This window comes from Nitrospinaceae bacterium (genome assembly GCA_018669005.1).
Taxonomy (GTDB): Bacteria; UBA8248; UBA8248; order UBA8248; family UBA8248; genus UBA8248.
In genome coordinates, this window is the sequence record JABJAL010000055.1 from 19,300 (window position 1) to 34,251 (window position 14,952).

The window sequence follows — 14,952 nt, forward strand, 5'->3', positions numbered from 1 at the left end:
GCGGTGTGTCTCCTCAGGGTTAGTGGAGTCTGCCTGACAGAACGGCGAGCGGAATAGATACGAACCCGATAAAAATCAAAATAGCCACCACCGGGCCCAGCTTCGTTGAAAAGGGTCTGAACTTTGGGCCGTACAAGCCAAATGTTTGAAACAAGCTGGTAAGCCCGTGACTCAAATGAGAGGCCAGCAAGAGCATGGCGACGATGTAGGCACCCGTGACGGTGGGGTTTGAAAATCCACTAACCACCATCCCGTAAACATCGGGCCTGCCTTTGACGTCGAACATACGAAGATACTCGGGGTTCGTCACGCCCAGCGTGTAATGGAGCAGGTGGTAGACGACGAACGCCAGGATGATAATGCCGCTGACGAGTATCGTCCGCGCGGCGTAGCTCGTCGCCATAAAGCTCGATACGGCATATGCCACAGGCCGGGCGGCACGATTCTGCCGGTTGACCCTTATCGCCGAGGCGATATGAACGGCGAAGACAACGAGAAGACCCAGCCGGGCGCCCCAAAGGAGCCCTCCCCGTTCTTTTAACCAGTGCGCGTAGGTGTTCATGGCGTCGGGGCCGGCGAACATAAGCAAATTGCCCGTCAGATGACCCACGAGGAACCCGAACAGGAGCACCCCAGTCGCTGCCATCACCAGCTTGGCGCCGATGGAGGTCAGGTACCAGTGAGAGTTTTGATTCATTTACGACTCCCGGGCCATTCGGCCCTATGATGAAAAAATCAGAAGATATAACTCGCGCAAATGTAAGGGCAATTGCGCTCAAAGGTCAACCGTATCAGGCGTTTCGGGGCATCGATAGGGCTTATCGCTACCGGCGGGCATATATTATATATCAATTTGCCTTGCCCGAAATAGCCTCAGAGGGGGCATCGTTTAACGCCCAGTTGTACTCATGGTTGAAAATCTCCTCTGCCCGCTCAAGGTGCTCGGCCAACGCCTGCGAGGCGAATTTCCTCAAATGTTGAATAACAGCCGCATCGCTACCGCCAAAATCGACTGCGTACCATTCGAATATGCTCGAAACTATCAACCCCCAACGGCCAAAATGCGCCCCGCGCGGGTGGTTGATGTAGTCCCTTGCCGCCTTATCTAACATGGCCTCTAGACGCTCTGCCTCCCAAGGAATCGGTGCAACATTGGGGCAACCCACCGAGGCGCAGTTCACTGCGTAGTGAATTCGCGGGTCGCGCCAAATGGGCCTGAGAATACGGTGCTCAATATCGTTCAGGCTGACCTTCTCGCCTTCGATGACGATGAGTTTTTTATCCCAGGGCCCGAAAGCGAACCAGCCAGGCGAAATGTTTATCCGCAGAATTGATGCGACCGGATAGTGATCGAGAATCACTTTTATGGTGAGGGCATTATAGAGATTCACCCAGTAGGCGAACTGCTCGGCCCGGCGGAGGCGGCTGACAGGCGCGGCGGAAAGCTCACCAATGTAGGCATCAAGACGGCGGCGACTCTCGCCCTTGACCTTCGCGTAGGCCACGCGGGTTATCCCATCTTTGCCCGCTATAAGGAATTTTTTAAGAAAATCAGCCCAGGGGGAATGATCGATACGGATTTGAGAGCTCGGGTCATTCATCTGCCAGCGGGACCAAAGATCAGCCTTGGGCGCGGCAGCCCGCACAGGGGCGGCGCCTAAATGAAGCGCCAACAGGAATAATAAGGCGAGCGTCATTTTGCGGAACAAGATATTCATGCCCAAAGCGCAATCTCCGCTTCCCAATTCATACCGGCCGGTCCCTCAGCCGACCAGCCTATCGGCTACCCAGTACATCAAACACCGGTTGCGCCACCCTATTCCCCACGATGTCATTGCACCGACGGGCCGAGGGTGTAAATCACTAGCCCCTCAGAGCGCCAGAGTGGCTCTCGCTCCTCCAGGTGTTTTGTCAACGGGCCTGTATCTATAGGAAATCCCGGCAGCGAGGGGGGAGACGATTCAAAGTAAAAGTGAGTAAACCTCCTTTTTAAAAGCTCTTTTTCTGCCTCGGCGCCACTTGGCCCCCCAAGAAAGAACTTCATCAAGGGCGGCGCCTCGATCAAGACGTGTGGTCGCCAGCCCAGCGTCGAGGCAGTGAGACGCTCTGAGCGATAGAACGTTATCGGCCTAGCATCAGGAGGCAGGCGACCCGGCCAGCCAGCCTGAAATCGCGCTGTCGGGTTCATGGCGAGCATCCGCGCCTCAAGGCCAGGCGATCGGGACACCGTCCTGAATGCGCGTTTGAGACGATTGTCCAGGTGCGTGGGAATCACCGCCAGCGCCACAAGGAGGCTCCATGCCACAGGCACCGCCGCCCGATGCGTGAGAAGGCGGCCAACCCCCTCTTTATTTAAAATGCGGGCGATGAGCCCCCCCGCTATTGCGGCGGCACATACGGCCGAGAGCGCCGAGATGAAAAGCGCATAACGCGATGGGAATTTGCCTGAAAAAACCACTGTCGCAACAGCCACCGAAGTGGCGATGGCAATGAGGAGGGGATACACCCCTCTCGGTGCAAGCCGCGGCCAGAGAGCCCCGAAAATGAAAAAAAACGGGGCCGAGGGAAGCGCCAACAAAAGCATGCGAGCACCAGTATCGAGGCGGCTCGCCTGAGCATCCCGATAGCCCTGAACCGCAAAATCAAAGTAGCGCGGATTCTCAAGTTTTCCGAAAAATGAGGCCAGCAATGGGTAGAGTGGATTGCCCAACTCAATAAGATTTTTCGCCAACATGGGGGCAAGCCCCACGGCGATACCGGCGGCGACCCAGCCCGCCAGCCGGAGGCGATCTTTCATCCCGAGCGGCACGAGAGGGATAAACATGAAACCTGCCCCAAGGCCGATGGCGGCCAGGCCCGAGGTTAGCTTGACGCCCGAGGCTGCGCCGATGATCAAGCCGCCCAAAAGCGCCCAGCGCCGACCCACATCACCCCAAAGACGCATCGCCTCTAAAAACGCGAGCGCCCCGCCCATCTGAAGCGTGGCGATGAAAAGATCGGATTTAGGTGCGACGATGAGAAGCGGAAAACGCCTGACGTGATAAACATCAATCCGCATCCCGGCAAATAACAGGGCGGCGAAAAGACCGAGCGCCAAGGCCTCTCTTTCGCCAAGGGGCAAGAGCCTGCGTGTGAGGCAGACGATTCCGAGCGCCGTGCCGCCCAACCCTAAAATTACATGAAGAAGCTGCGCCAAGGTGAAAAGCGACACATCCGACGGGGTGAAAAGCGCCACAGCCGTCAGAAGAAACTCCCAGTAACCCGTGGTGGCGAAAAAAAACGGGCTCTCAGGTATAGAGACGACATCGCCCGCCGAAGCGAACATGCGCGCGAAGGCAACATTGTAGGCCAGCGCATCCGGGGACTGGGGTGAGGGATAGAGCGCCTCGATCAAAGCGCCAAGAAAAATAAGAGAGAGGACGCCTCCCAACACTCTCGCCGCCACCTTCGCCGGCTCGCCCGCCTGCCCCTCCTCTCGGATACGCGCCGGGGTCGCCCCTAAAGCGGTCGGCTCATCGTCTTTCATAAAAGCCCATAGCGCCGCAGCCACAGCAAGCGCCAAAACCTGAAGCGGGTGGAGCCAGCCCGCCTCGGCCACCACATATACAACGGCAGAAAAGAGCAGAAATCCCGTGCATGCAGAAAGCAATAACCTCTCAAGCCTATCCTCGGGAATTAATTCCGCTCGCCCAAGTGCCCAGCGGCCAATCACCACCAATAAAAGCGCCACTCCCCCCGCCATCAAAAGATGGAGCGCATGGAGCATCCAGAGCCACCCAGCCCGATCCAACACCCCGGCCGGATCAAGGCGCCAAAAAATCAGGGGCGCCGCCAGCAGACCAAGCCCCGCCCTTTTCATAATCAAACTCACTACCATTTATCCTCCATCGTGTTGTTTCAAGGTGCCTTTTAAGATGTCCATCATGGCGTAAATTACGCTCCAAGAGCCAGCCGCCCAGATAATTCGCGACAATTAAAAAAAATTGAGGCGCTCAAGGACCTGAAACCCGCCCTTTCCCCCTACTCACCCTCGAATTCTCCCAAAATGTGACCCAGCCCGCCCCCTTTTGAAGCAAAAGTGTGGCGAACTTCACATTTTCCACGTTGACCTATTTGGACAACACGCACGTATTTTCATTAAAGCGATTGACACCCTTGCTATATTTATTAAGCAGCTTTCATCAGAGATTTATTTACTAAAAAGCCTTTCAGACAACGCAACGAGGACCGGGAAAATTGACATGACGCGGCAGGGGGCCTCGTCATGTCACAGAAGCCGAACAGGGGAATTGAAATACCATGATAGATCCATCAGCAAGAACACTCATAGTTACCGATCGTCCCTTATCGAGGACACGGCTTACCAACATGCTACACGCCACAGGACTTGAATTCGTCCACAGCGCCGACAGCAGAGAGACGGCGATGGAAGCCCTCCTGAATCTGCCCGTCGATTTCATCCTGTGCGACCTCATGACGGAAAACTTCGAAGGATTTGATTTTCTCCGCGACGTTCGCAACATGAGTCTCACGACCTACCTGCCCTTCATGCTCATGTGCGGCTACGGTCAGATGGAAAAAGCAGACTATGCCGTGGGCAAAGATCTCGATGTGAGCGGCTATGTATTCAAGCCCATCTCGCCCAAAGCGATGGAAGATGAAATTGCGTCAACCATGAAAATTCACAGGGCATCTATTAAATCCTTCGTCCACCTCTACCGCGCCGCCGCATTTTTGGACGTCAAAGATTATGACGATGCGAGGATAGAACTAAAAACCGCCCTTCATAAAGGAAGTCGCTCCTCGCGCATTTGGAATGACTCGGGCACCCTTTTCGAGGACATGGGCAACGACCCCGAGGCGCGGATGTGCTACGAGGCATCAATCAAACTGGACAGGAACTATGCCAAGCCACACAGCAGCATCGGGCAACTACTGCTAAAGCAAAACAAGACTGAACTTGCCTGCCAGTATTTCCGAAAAGCGGTGAGCATCAGCCCCCGTAGCACAGAGCGCCAGTTCGCCCTTGCCAAGGCGCTGCTCGATACCGGGGACATCGAGGGTGCGAGGCTCGCCGTCAAACGCGCCGTCCAGGGAACCCGGAGGGAGTACGGCTCGCCAGAGCATCAAGCCGTTGACAGCGCCGCCGCCGCCGAGTTCTACCTCTCGGCTGGCTACACCGATTTGGCCGAGGAGGCGTTCACCGACGCCCTCAAGGGCGATCCCGAAAACATCCATTACTACAACCGGCTGGGGATGACCTTCAGACGACAGAAACAATTCCAGAAATCCTTGAACAGCTACACAAAAGCCCTTGATATCGCGCCCGAGGACACTGTCATCCTCTACAACATTGCGCTCGCGCTGGCGGAGCTTGGAAATTACACTTCCTCGGCCACCACACTCCAAAAGGCGTTGCTAATTGACGAGAACTTCAAGGACGCCAGAGGGCTCCTCAAGATGCTCGAAGACAAAATAGGCGGCCCTGCCCTGCATGAAGTTATTGAAACCTCATCTTCGCTGGATATCTTTCCAAATCCGAACAGCGCCCCCTTGGCCACCCGCCTAGCTAGCTAAGAGCCCCCCCCCGCCTGGACAGGAGTCACGCAAAACGAGCAATTCCCGTCATAAATGTTCAAAACTCATTGAAAATAAGTGGAAGAAGATACACCAAACCCATCTACCAGCTTTTATTGCTTAAAAACCCAACTTTTCAAAAAAACCATATTTGAGGCTTTAATCAAGGTCCCTCGGGCGAGCAAGGAGCGGGCAAAGCACACAAAAACAACATAAGTCATTACATTTCAAATATTTTCATGATGCCCTGATTTTTATTCAGCTCGCCGCATTCATCTATCATCCGAATCCTTAATTTCCCATAATAATATTTCAAATACCAATTCTTATCTTTTTTGGGGAAAGTGATTGAATTAGCTATTATTTTCTTGTCTCAAATCACACTTAGAGGTATAATTAATGAAATTAAAGTAATTTACATGTATTCGCCCTGTCTTTATCGGTATGTGAATTTTACTTCTCGCTACCGATGGAATATGAAATGCCGCCAAGAATTAGCAATACAAACTCAAATAGTTCAAGCTTGCGTAAAGAATTTTGCGCATATTTATGTATTTTTATATTTGTCACAATTTTTTCCACTTCGGCGGTATTCGCTGCTGAAGTGCCGGGCTCAACGCTCAAGAGCGTTTCATCTCCGCCCGGCAAAAATTCTGCCCTCCTGAAATCAGGCAATACCGACAAAGCAAAAATATCGCCCCTCGAAACAGCCAGCGTCGCCTACGACGCCTCGCGCGACCTTCTCTCCATCCGGGCGAACTTCATCCCTCTTGGCGATTTGGTTCGGCGAATTTCCAAGAAGACTTCTATTTCAATCAAGGTATTGAGCAAAAAACTGCTCGATGAAGAAATCAGGTTCCAGATTGAAAACAAACCCCTTGAAGCGGCCCTCAAAAAACTTTTCAAGGACAGATACAATGCCACCTACTCCTACTCGGCCAAAAAAACGACGGGCAAACTAACCAGCCGTCCCCGGCTTTCAAAAATTTTCATTCTCTCGCGAATCGCCGGGACATCGCCTGACCGACAAAACGCTGGCTCTCCTCTTAGTGATGGCGCTGCCAAAATCACGGTCTCCTCTTTAAGTAGCGAGCCCGCAACGGCGAGCGCCTCTGTTCCCGAGAGCAGGCCTGAGAGCAACACCGATGCCGGGGCGCTTCTCGCCGCAATCGAGGACAAGCTGGGTAACTGGCATCCATCGAACACGCCCGAGGATTTAGAGAATCTCAAAAAAGACCTCGAAAAACTTAAAGAGCTTGCACCCGAGCAAAAACCCGACCCCGCCGCGATTGCCCCTGTTGTCGATTCGCTGGCGGGCGTTTTGAAGGACAGTGAATTAGACACCAGCCTCCGTGTCAATGCCGCCGAGGTGCTCGGCCTCCTCGGGAGCGAGCGGGCTGTGGGGCCGCTCACTGAGGTATTCCGGCGCAAGGAGCGAATCGTGCGCGATGCCGCCGCGAGCAGTCTTGTCAAAATCGGGAGCCCCGAGGCCGTGGGCGCCGTGTTTAAGGTTTTTGAGGAATACAGGAGCTTCAACATGCACGCGAGCGCTATTGGCGCGCTTGCTAGTAGCGGCGAAGCTGACGCGCTCTTTTTTGAAGATGGCGAGCATCTCGGCCCCGGCGCCGGGTTTATTGGGGCACTTGAGGGCGTAGTAGTCCACTTTTCGGATTCGATCGGCCATCGCAAGACTCCTTTTCGAGAGACTGGGTTTTAAAAGAGGGCGGAGCAGAACAATCTGATCTCATCGCATAGTCACGATATCATTCAGTATAGTCTTGAATGCAAATTCGGGCCAGGAAAAATTGTCAGGGCGCCACTCCGGGGCGGGCCAACCACAGCAAATGCGCGGTGGCTCGTGGCTACTACAGCAAATGCGGGGTGGTTCGTGGTTGCGCCAAAATAATTATAGGGAAGCTCGCAGGTGCGACATGTGGCTGTCATAGGCCCTCCCATGCGGCCGGGGGGATCGAGATATCCTCCCCCTGCCAGATGCTGTTGACCCCGCCCACCGAGCTGAGCGAGCATTCAGACATCCCACATAAACAACCAGGAGAGCCCCGGCATGAAACCACCCTACGACGCAGCAAAACTCGACCGGCTGATGGATGAGGCCGGTGTCGATCTGATTCTTACTAACACGCAGCATAACGCGCGCTATCTGACCGGAGGATATTTCTACCACTTCCACGAGCGCTTCGACGCCATGGGCCTTGGCCGCTACATGGCACTATGCGGGATTCCAAAAGGGGCGCCGGAGCACGCATTCTTGATTGGAGAGCGGCGGGAGGCGGGACAATTCGAGGATCAAAATCTGTGGATACCTGAGTTGATAGTGGCAGAGCGCCTACCCGCCGTCGCCGCAGAGGCCGCAGCAAAAGCGATAAAGACCAGAGGGTTGGAGAATTGCACCATTGCCGTCGAGATGGATTTTCTGCCAGCAAGTTCGATGGCTGCCCTCTCTATGCCCTTACCAGGTGCCCGCTTCGCCGAGGCAAGAGGAATCATGGAGGAGCTTCGAGCTATTAAAACTCCCGCCGAGCTAGATATTTTCAGACAAATCACCCTGGACGACGCCGAGATTATCGGTGAGGTTTTCACCACCTCGCCACCGGGCTCAACAACTCGGGAACTCGCCCGAGCCATAGAGGGCGGAATGACCGACCGAGGCATTCACTTTCTCTGGGTATTCACATGTGCAGGAAAAGACATGTTGCGAGCTCCATCAGCTAAGGTTTGGGAGCCGGGCGAGATCTGCCATCTCGATGCAGGTGGGGCATTTGAGGGCTACCTCACCGATGTTTGTCGGATGGGAGTGAGGGGTCAACCCTCATCACTAGCAAACGAACTTTTCCAAGCCTGCTTAACAACTCAAAACAAGGTACGCGAAGAGGTACGAGCTAAAGCCACTTGCAGCGATTTATACAATTCCGGAATCAAACACCTAGCCGACACCGGACATGGTGACTATGGCGAATTTATTATTCACGGTGTCGGTCTCGTCTCTCACGAGCTTCCCCGATTCAGGGAGGATGGGGACAGTAAACTTGAAGAAGGGATGGTCGTATCTATTGAGACTGACATCCGACATTCCGAGGTCGGCTACGTCAAAATTGAAGATACAGTCGCTGTTACTAACGAAGGTTGTGAGGGTCTCGGCGACCTCGGCCGTGAGTCTTGGTACATCGTTGATTGAAAAGAAAAAAATTGACGCGACATTCTGGAGAGGAAATCAAACATGGCACTATGAAGAAAACTCCATCTATTATTCGTCACGGAACTTTAATGGTACATTCATAAAGACCCGGCGACCCGTAGGTCATCCCCGCGAGCCTCCATTCTTTTGCCTTTCTCAGTGCCCGCCAAACAGCATCTTCATGAAAATTCATGTCAGCAAACTCATGTAAGATAAAATGTCGTGGAGCCCCCTCCATTGCCAGGTAGCGACGAACACGAATCAACCCAGGTAACTTTAAACACCAGGAGAGGTATTCCGTCACATACCAAGCATTAAATAATTGAACATCATCAGGCCTTAAATCAAAGCGGTCAATAAATACGAAAGAAGAAAACCCCTCTTTGTCAGCCAGGGTCTCCGGTCCTGTCATTGAAAGTGTGTAGCGCTCCATCCCCATCATCTGCTCATGCATCACAGTGTCACGAAGATCTCGATTACGGCGGAGACTCTGATATTCCTCTCCGTATAAATTGGCAAGAGAAGGGCACTCATAAAGGGTGAGAAAACCAGGAATATTTGCTTGTGTTTCAAATTCAACTTCCGAAACAGATCGATACGTGGCGCAAGCATTAAAGCCAACATTTATACGGGCTGGGAACATATCCTCCGATAGCCATGCGCAAAACTCTTGATGCCATTTCTCCTCAAGATCACAAAAAATGGACAATAACCCCTGCCCACACGCTGGAGAATTATGCAAAATTTCCTTTTCCCTCAAATGAAAACTCCCCAACCTATAAAAATTATACGAGTGGCTAAGTACGGGCAGGCACCAGCAATCATTTAAATATTCTCACAAAGCAAGACTTTTAAACTTTAAATGACATTAACCTAATTATCCAGGCAGGGACCAGGGTGGGTCAAATGCCTACATACTGGAATTTATTGCCCCAAGGAGTCCTACAATAGCACTGCAGAGCAGGGTTTTAATATCGTGCTGCTCACCTGGTCGAACGATAATGCCGTATTGTGCATCCACTTCAACCTGACACCCAGCACGGTAATCCCCTAGAACAGAAGGCATCAAATCGGATGGGGAGCCACTATTCTTGGCAATAACCTGATCAATTACGTCATCTCCCCAACAGCGCTCCTTCAGCGCGTCCCACAGCGACACATTCCTCCAGCAACGCAGCCGAAAACTCCAGCAAACCAATATTCCGAAATACGCCATAAGGCTCGTTCGTGAGGACAGTAATGGCGCTGCTGGACATATTATTACAAAGCTTTCTCCAGGCAGAAGTAGTGACATCCGGAGACAATTCGATTCTGACATTAGCCCCTAAAAACAGACCGGCAAAATCCTGACCTTATTCATCGTCAAATATAGTGAGCCCCGCCCGCCGAATGGGATGCACGCCCAGGACCGTGTCTCAAAGCAGGACAACTCACAACAACTAGGATTACCCTCGCCTGGCCCGTGAAGGGACTAACACGCTCGACATGATCAACACCATTTTAGAGCACCGCCACTCGGGTATTTGGCCCACAAAGCGGTTTGAGCCAACCGGCAGCACCTTCGACCTGGTGCGCCTTAGTAGCGAGAAAAACCCAATCGACAGGCTTAAGCCGGTTAGGCTCCAGAACGGTGTGAACTGGGGCTTTTACTTTGCCAAATTCGCTTTCGACTGAAACTTGGCTAAAAAGCCTGTCGGGAGCAAAAAATCACCTCGTGACGCCCGGTAGCGGCTAGATACCCCCCGAAAACACAGCCGATCGCGCCAGCACCCACTTACAGCTATTCGGCTCATAAATTATCTCCAATATGAAAATTGGTGGCGAAACCATCACGGCCCAATTCATTGCGAAAAACAGCTTCCAGGGCCATAACCGCACCTGCCAGGGCGTCCCAGCCCGAGGTATGCCCAATCGCATTAATCGCTCCAAGAGAGCTCGAAATATCGCCTTCTACAGACCGAGATACAGCCTCAATCATTTCGTGAAGCGCGCCCGCGCCCGCGCCCCGTGCCGCCTCGGCCAGATGCGCTCGGCTAATTCGCGAGGTGCCCGCCGCCAGGGGCAGCGCCCACTCGGCCAGCCTATCGGCAATCACGCCGCGCCCGAGCATCCGCAAGGCCACCATGGCCCCGCCGATGAAGTCATCCCCGCTCGGCGTCAGACCGGGCCCGAGACCGATGAGCCCCGCCGCTCTCTGGCCGGGGGAGGATATCTCGATCCGCAGGCCAGGTTGGGTCGGGCCTTGAGGCTTTGGGTGCAACATGTCGCACATCCACCTCGCAAGGGCCCCCGCCCCAGCCCTGCCAGCGCGAATTACCTGTCGTTTGGCGGCATTTGCCGTTTGACACGCCCCCTCTGGCGCCTCGGGGCCGCTCATATCGCCCACATTTTCTGATTTCGCCGCACCCCTCTCAACACCCACATCGACCACGCCTTCAACACCCCTCGCCGCGCCAGCCATCTCGGGGATCAGCCGCCCAAGCCCCTCGGCCGGCGCCCTCTCCCCGGCCATCGCAGCCAGCAGGTCGAGCCCCTTGCGCACATCGGCCTGTTTAATTCCCCCTGGCAAATCACATGGCCGCCAAATATCCACCCCTTCAAAATAAAACGAAAAGCGCCCGGCTATCACACACAAACCGCTCATTGGACCCGGCTGGGTCCGACCCGGACAGGTCTGCTCCGAATAGTTCCGTGCCGGGTTTGCCCGAGTCGGGTTCGCCCGCGCCGGGTCCCCTGGCCTGAGCCCCGAGGCCGCCCAGTCAATCCCTTCGGGCAAATCACAAATCACATTCAGCGGCCCCGCCCCGATAGATTCAGGGCCAAAGCAGGCAAGCCATTCGCCATTTTCATCCCCAAACGCGAGATAAAAGCTCCGCTTAAACACCGCGAGCACCCGCCCCTCGCGGACACCTCCCGCCGGATCGGTCCCCACCGGGTCGGTCCCCGCAGGTGCGGTCCCCGGCAAGCCAAGCGCGCGCAGCGCCCCCTGGCCCGCCAGCCGAACTGTGAAACCCGCCCCGCCGGGGGTGAACCCCGGCGGCATGGCACCCGGCTGGGTGGCGCCCGGCGCTATTTTTTTTCGCGTATCAGTCAGCGTCCGCATAAATGTGCGTCCCCGCCTCCCCTCGAAGCGCGGGCACAGCCTCCCTAAGCTCACAAATGATGGCGCGCCGGCCCCCGTTTTCAAGAAAGCGTATCGCCGCCTCGACCTTGGGGCCCATGCTCCCCGGCGGAAAATGCCCCTCGTCCCGGTATTTTTTCAACTCGGGCAGCGACACCTCGCCAAGCTCGCGCTCGTCCGGCTTCCCAAAATTCACCGCCACCCTTGGCACCGCCGTCAGTATCAACAAATCCTCAATGCCAAGCACATTCGCCATCAGCGCCGAGGTTAAATCCTTATCAATAACCGCCTCAACCCCCCGGCGCGTTCCGTTTGCCTCGCGGACAACCGGAATCCCTCCGCCGCCCCCCGCGATGACAACCGCCCCGCGCTCGGCCAGCGCCCGAATAAGCGAGATATCGACAATGTGCCGGGGCTCGGGCGAGGGAACCACGTGCCGCCAGCCCCTTCCTGCGTCCTCGCGCATCTGCCAGCCCATCTCACGCTCATACGCCTGCGCCTCCTCCTCGCCGTAGGCGTAGCCGACGAATTTTTCCGGATTTTTAAATGCAGGGTCCTCCGGGTCCACCTCGACCTGGGTCAGCAGACAAACCACATGCCGCGCGTTTCCCGCCTCGCGCAGCGCGTTTTCAAACGCCTGCATCAGCAGATAGGCGATTCCCCCCTGGCTGTGCGCCACACAAATATCCAGCGTCATCGGCGTCACCCGCTCTGCCGACATCGCCTGGCGCACCAAAATTTTTCCCACCACCGGGCCGTTCCCGTGGGTGATGACAAGCTCGGTGCCCAGCGCCATGAGCGGCAGCAGCGCCCTTCCCGTCTCGGCGGCAAGAGCGGCCTGCTCGGCCGCCGTCCCCTTAATCTCGGGCGGGTGCGTCGCGTTCCCCCCCACCGCCACAAGCAGGCGGGCTGGCATTTTTTCAGAAGTCGGCACGATAGGACCTTTCCTTCAATTAGGCGCGATAAATGATATCGCCCCGATTTTCACACCGCCGCCGCCCAAGAGCAATGCACCCAGCATGGCGCACCACCCCCGTTCCGGGTAAACTGCCCCCTTCATTCAGCCCGGCACTATTCGCAACCCCCCTAAAAGGAGTTTTCCCTTGGACGATGCCGCAAAAAAAACAGCGCTCCGAATGATCCCCTACGGTCTTTATGTGCTCACCTGCGTGAACGAGGGCGGACAGGTGGCCGCCGCCACCGTCAACTGGGTCAGCCAGATGTCTTTTGAGCCCCCCCTCATCGTCATCGGCGTCAAAGCCGACTCGGGCGCCCATGCCATGCTCAAGGAAACCGAGAATTTCGCGCTCAATGTCCTCGGCAAAGACCAGCAGGGCGCGGCATTCACCTTTTTTAAACCCTTGGAGCGCGAAGGCGACACCATCGGGGGCGAAGCCTTTGAGGCAGGCCCCGAGGCAGGCATGCCGCTTATTCTCTCGTGCCCCGCTTGGATTGAGTGCCATGTCGAGGCCGCCATCGAGGGCGCCGACCATACCGCCTTCATCGGACAAGTTCTGAGCGCAGGCGTTCGCACCGAGCCCGAAGGCCGGGCCGATGACGCAACGCTATGGATGAAAGACCTGGGCGATGCCGTATTCTACGGTGGTTAATTTTTTCGAGTAACTGCGTACAAAAGATTTGTAATTCACACACAAAAAATGGGGCGGCGGGGGCCGTCCCATTTTTTTATGAAGATTATTTAAGGCTACGCGCAGCTTTTCTATTCGCAGTTTTCTATTCGCAACCAGGGCCCCTCACCTGAACCGCCGCGACATCGGCGGGCAAAAGCGATGCCGGATAGCCCTCGGGGTCGGCCTTGCAGCTCTCAACCATCGTCCCCAGTTGCTCAAGCAACACCTCGCGTTTTGCGAGCCCTATCCCGTAGATCGCAATCGGGTTAATCAGCTTCATGTAAAAAACATTTCCCGCCGCCTGCTCGACAACACAAGCCGTTGGCTTTTCCGTGATCGACAACTGAGGCCCAAACGCCTCGGCAAACGCGGCTAAAATCGGCTCATCATGCAAATCCGCCGGAATCTCGGGAAACCGCGCGGTCAGTTCAGCTATGTTCATGGGGAAAATCTCCTCAATAGTGTGTGCGAAAACTCTTCACGCAAATACTAACACAACTCACCCCTACTTCTCCTTTTCCTTCTCAAGTTCATCAATCGCCTCTTTGAGCGCATTACATCCGGCGATGAGGACCATCATCCCGCAGGGGGGGAAAACAGACTCAAAGGCCTCTAAACACTGGCGCGGGGTGGCGCCAAGCTTCATGGCGAGTTTCAGATGCTCCTTGATGCCGCCGTGGCCCGATTGGTTGCGCACCGCGATGGCGACCGAAATAAAAAGCTCGCGCATGTGGCCGGGCATCTCCTGCTCTTTCGATAGAACATAGTTCTTCAAGCCCTCGTAGTGCTCGACAATCTCGGGGTCCATCTCGCAGAGAAGCTCAAAGGCGGGCCAAACGAATCCCCTCGCCTCGAACATTTCGTCGTACAACTTTTTACCCCTCGGGCTCATGGCCATGGTGTGTCTCCTTTTTTAGGTAAGGAAGCGATGCGGGCATGATACGGCAAAAGTGTGAAAAGCGAAAAACCGGAGCAGGGGCTATCTTCCTGCCGTCTGTCTCATAAATTTTTTCAAATCGTCCCGAAAATTCATCACCGGAAAGCCTGCGGCCGTGATCGGTGCGGCCATCGCGCGCCAATGGGCCTCAGGCGGATAGAGGTAATAGGAATCCCAGGCGACCTTGGAATGAAATCCCTCGGCGGCGGCGTAGAATTTTCCTGAAATTTGATCGCCATCCCAGTAAACGGTGGCGCGCTCATCGTCAAAAACAGCGGGGTCGATGTCCGGGCGCGTGTCGCGCCTCATGCGGTGAATCCAAACGGCGTAGACGCGAAGCTCAGGCGCACGCGTTTTGCGCAAAATATTCTCGTCCACCCACCGGGCGCCGTTTAGGCAGATGGTTCAAGTAGGCGAGAAAATAACGACGAGCCGGGGGCGGCCCGCATCGGCGTTGAAGCGCGCCTTAAGCATCGATATGGATTTAAGG

General features: G+C 55.2%; 19 protein-coding genes. 4 read left to right on the top strand and 15 right to left on the bottom strand.

Features of this window, described 5'->3' with window-relative positions:
* Positions 1-19: 19 nt before the first annotated feature.
* From HOJ95_07220 to HOJ95_07230, 3 genes are all read right to left on the bottom strand, one after another.
* Positions 20-697 carry a succinate dehydrogenase cytochrome b subunit gene (locus HOJ95_07220; GenBank protein ID MBT6394478.1) on the bottom strand — a complete coding sequence of 226 codons (678 nt, stop codon included), beginning with the start codon at positions 695-697 and terminating at the stop codon, positions 20-22.
* Positions 698-848: 151 nt separating this feature from the next.
* Positions 849-1,697: a DUF547 domain-containing protein gene (locus HOJ95_07225; GenBank protein MBT6394479.1), complete on the bottom strand. Its 849-nt coding sequence runs from the start codon at positions 1,695-1,697 to the stop codon at positions 849-851.
* Positions 1,698-1,831: 134 nt separating this feature from the next.
* The gene (locus HOJ95_07230) at positions 1,832-3,877 is read right to left on the bottom strand and encodes a hypothetical protein (GenBank protein ID MBT6394480.1); all 2,046 of its coding nucleotides are present in this window, start codon (positions 3,875-3,877) and stop codon (positions 1,832-1,834) included.
* Between the two features lie 422 nt (positions 3,878-4,299).
* Between HOJ95_07230 and HOJ95_07235 the strand changes: the two genes are divergently transcribed.
* Positions 4,300-5,577, top strand: a complete 1,278-nt coding sequence (locus HOJ95_07235) for a tetratricopeptide repeat protein (GenBank protein ID MBT6394481.1) — start codon at positions 4,300-4,302, stop codon at positions 5,575-5,577.
* Positions 5,578-6,030: 453 nt separating this feature from the next.
* Here HOJ95_07235 and HOJ95_07240 read toward each other — a convergent pair whose 3' ends face one another.
* Positions 6,031-6,201: a hypothetical protein gene (locus HOJ95_07240; protein ID MBT6394482.1), complete on the bottom strand. Its 171-nt coding sequence runs from the start codon at positions 6,199-6,201 to the stop codon at positions 6,031-6,033.
* On the opposite strand from HOJ95_07240, the gene HOJ95_07245 reads away from it, so the two are divergent.
* Positions 6,182-7,294, top strand: a complete 1,113-nt coding sequence (locus HOJ95_07245; GenBank protein ID MBT6394483.1) for a hypothetical protein — start codon at positions 6,182-6,184, stop codon at positions 7,292-7,294. The two genes, HOJ95_07240 and HOJ95_07245, sit on opposite strands and share 20 nt — an antisense overlap.
* A gap of 50 nt (positions 7,295-7,344) precedes the next feature.
* Here the strand turns inward: HOJ95_07245 and HOJ95_07250 are convergent, their stop codons facing one another.
* Complete coding sequence (locus tag HOJ95_07250) at positions 7,345-7,605, bottom strand: hypothetical protein (protein ID MBT6394484.1); 261 nt, start codon at positions 7,603-7,605, stop codon at positions 7,345-7,347.
* Between the two features lie 37 nt (positions 7,606-7,642).
* On the opposite strand from HOJ95_07250, the gene HOJ95_07255 reads away from it, so the two are divergent.
* Positions 7,643-8,773, top strand: coding sequence for an aminopeptidase P family protein (locus HOJ95_07255; protein ID MBT6394485.1), 1,131 nt, complete (start codon positions 7,643-7,645; stop codon positions 8,771-8,773).
* A 76-nt stretch (positions 8,774-8,849) separates the two neighbouring features.
* Here the strand turns inward: HOJ95_07255 and HOJ95_07260 are convergent, their stop codons facing one another.
* The 7 genes from HOJ95_07260 to HOJ95_07290 all read right to left on the bottom strand — a co-directional run bounded on the left by HOJ95_07260 (position 8,850) and on the right by HOJ95_07290 (position 12,828).
* Positions 8,850-9,533, bottom strand: a complete 684-nt coding sequence (locus HOJ95_07260; GenBank protein MBT6394486.1) for a hypothetical protein — start codon at positions 9,531-9,533, stop codon at positions 8,850-8,852.
* A gap of 150 nt (positions 9,534-9,683) precedes the next feature.
* Positions 9,684-9,932: a hypothetical protein gene (locus HOJ95_07265; protein MBT6394487.1), complete on the bottom strand. Its 249-nt coding sequence runs from the start codon at positions 9,930-9,932 to the stop codon at positions 9,684-9,686.
* Positions 9,889-10,029 carry a hypothetical protein gene (locus HOJ95_07270; protein MBT6394488.1) on the bottom strand — a complete coding sequence of 47 codons (141 nt, stop codon included), beginning with the start codon at positions 10,027-10,029 and terminating at the stop codon, positions 9,889-9,891. The genes HOJ95_07265 and HOJ95_07270 overlap by 44 nt, the downstream gene beginning before the upstream one ends.
* 244 nt (positions 10,030-10,273) lie before the next feature.
* Positions 10,274-10,399: a hypothetical protein gene (locus HOJ95_07275; GenBank protein MBT6394489.1), complete on the bottom strand. Its 126-nt coding sequence runs from the start codon at positions 10,397-10,399 to the stop codon at positions 10,274-10,276.
* A gap of 55 nt (positions 10,400-10,454) precedes the next feature.
* Positions 10,455-10,547 (bottom strand): hypothetical protein, encoded by a 93-nt coding sequence (locus HOJ95_07280; protein MBT6394490.1) that lies wholly within the window; start codon positions 10,545-10,547, stop codon positions 10,455-10,457.
* A 15-nt stretch (positions 10,548-10,562) separates the two neighbouring features.
* Positions 10,563-11,417: a DUF2877 domain-containing protein gene (locus HOJ95_07285; protein MBT6394491.1), complete on the bottom strand. Its 855-nt coding sequence runs from the start codon at positions 11,415-11,417 to the stop codon at positions 10,563-10,565.
* 442 nt (positions 11,418-11,859) lie between these two features.
* Positions 11,860-12,828: a carbamate kinase gene (locus HOJ95_07290; GenBank protein MBT6394492.1), complete on the bottom strand. Its 969-nt coding sequence runs from the start codon at positions 12,826-12,828 to the stop codon at positions 11,860-11,862.
* Positions 12,829-12,997: 169 nt separating this feature from the next.
* On the opposite strand from HOJ95_07290, the gene HOJ95_07295 reads away from it, so the two are divergent.
* Positions 12,998-13,504 carry a flavin reductase family protein gene (locus HOJ95_07295; GenBank protein ID MBT6394493.1) on the top strand — a complete coding sequence of 169 codons (507 nt, stop codon included), beginning with the start codon at positions 12,998-13,000 and terminating at the stop codon, positions 13,502-13,504.
* Between the two features lie 124 nt (positions 13,505-13,628).
* On the opposite strand, the gene HOJ95_07300 is transcribed toward HOJ95_07295, so the two are convergent.
* From HOJ95_07300 to HOJ95_07310, 3 genes are all read right to left on the bottom strand, one after another.
* Positions 13,629-13,967, bottom strand: coding sequence for a hypothetical protein (locus HOJ95_07300; GenBank protein ID MBT6394494.1), 339 nt, complete (start codon positions 13,965-13,967; stop codon positions 13,629-13,631).
* 63 nt (positions 13,968-14,030) lie between these two features.
* A complete protein-coding gene (locus tag HOJ95_07305; GenBank protein MBT6394495.1) occupies positions 14,031-14,423 on the bottom strand; it encodes a carboxymuconolactone decarboxylase family protein in 393 nt (130 codons plus the stop codon).
* 81 nt (positions 14,424-14,504) lie between these two features.
* Entirely contained in the window at positions 14,505-14,825 is a 321-nt protein-coding gene (locus HOJ95_07310; GenBank protein MBT6394496.1) for a hypothetical protein, read from the bottom strand.
* Positions 14,826-14,952 lie beyond the last annotated feature (127 nt).

Coding starts and splice junctions, on each gene's coding strand:
- HOJ95_07220 (MBT6394478.1), bottom strand. CDS start 697: ATGAATCAAAACTCTCACTGGTACCTGACCTCCATCGGCGCCAAGCTG.
- HOJ95_07225 (MBT6394479.1), bottom strand. CDS start 1,697: ATGACGCTCGCCTTATTATTCCTGTTGGCGCTTCATTTAGGCGCCGCC.
- HOJ95_07230 (MBT6394480.1), bottom strand. CDS start 3,877: ATGGTAGTGAGTTTGATTATGAAAAGGGCGGGGCTTGGTCTGCTGGCG.
- HOJ95_07235 (MBT6394481.1), top strand. CDS start 4,300: ATGATAGATCCATCAGCAAGAACACTCATAGTTACCGATCGTCCCTTA.
- HOJ95_07250 (MBT6394484.1), bottom strand. CDS start 7,605: ATGCTCGCTCAGCTCGGTGGGCGGGGTCAACAGCATCTGGCAGGGGGA.
- HOJ95_07255 (MBT6394485.1), top strand. CDS start 7,643: ATGAAACCACCCTACGACGCAGCAAAACTCGACCGGCTGATGGATGAG.
- HOJ95_07270 (MBT6394488.1), bottom strand. CDS start 10,029: ATGTCCAGCAGCGCCATTACTGTCCTCACGAACGAGCCTTATGGCGTA.
- HOJ95_07285 (MBT6394491.1), bottom strand. CDS start 11,417: ATGAGCGGTTTGTGTGTGATAGCCGGGCGCTTTTCGTTTTATTTTGAA.
- HOJ95_07300 (MBT6394494.1), bottom strand. CDS start 13,967: ATGAACATAGCTGAACTGACCGCGCGGTTTCCCGAGATTCCGGCGGAT.
- HOJ95_07305 (MBT6394495.1), bottom strand. CDS start 14,423: ATGGCCATGAGCCCGAGGGGTAAAAAGTTGTACGACGAAATGTTCGAG.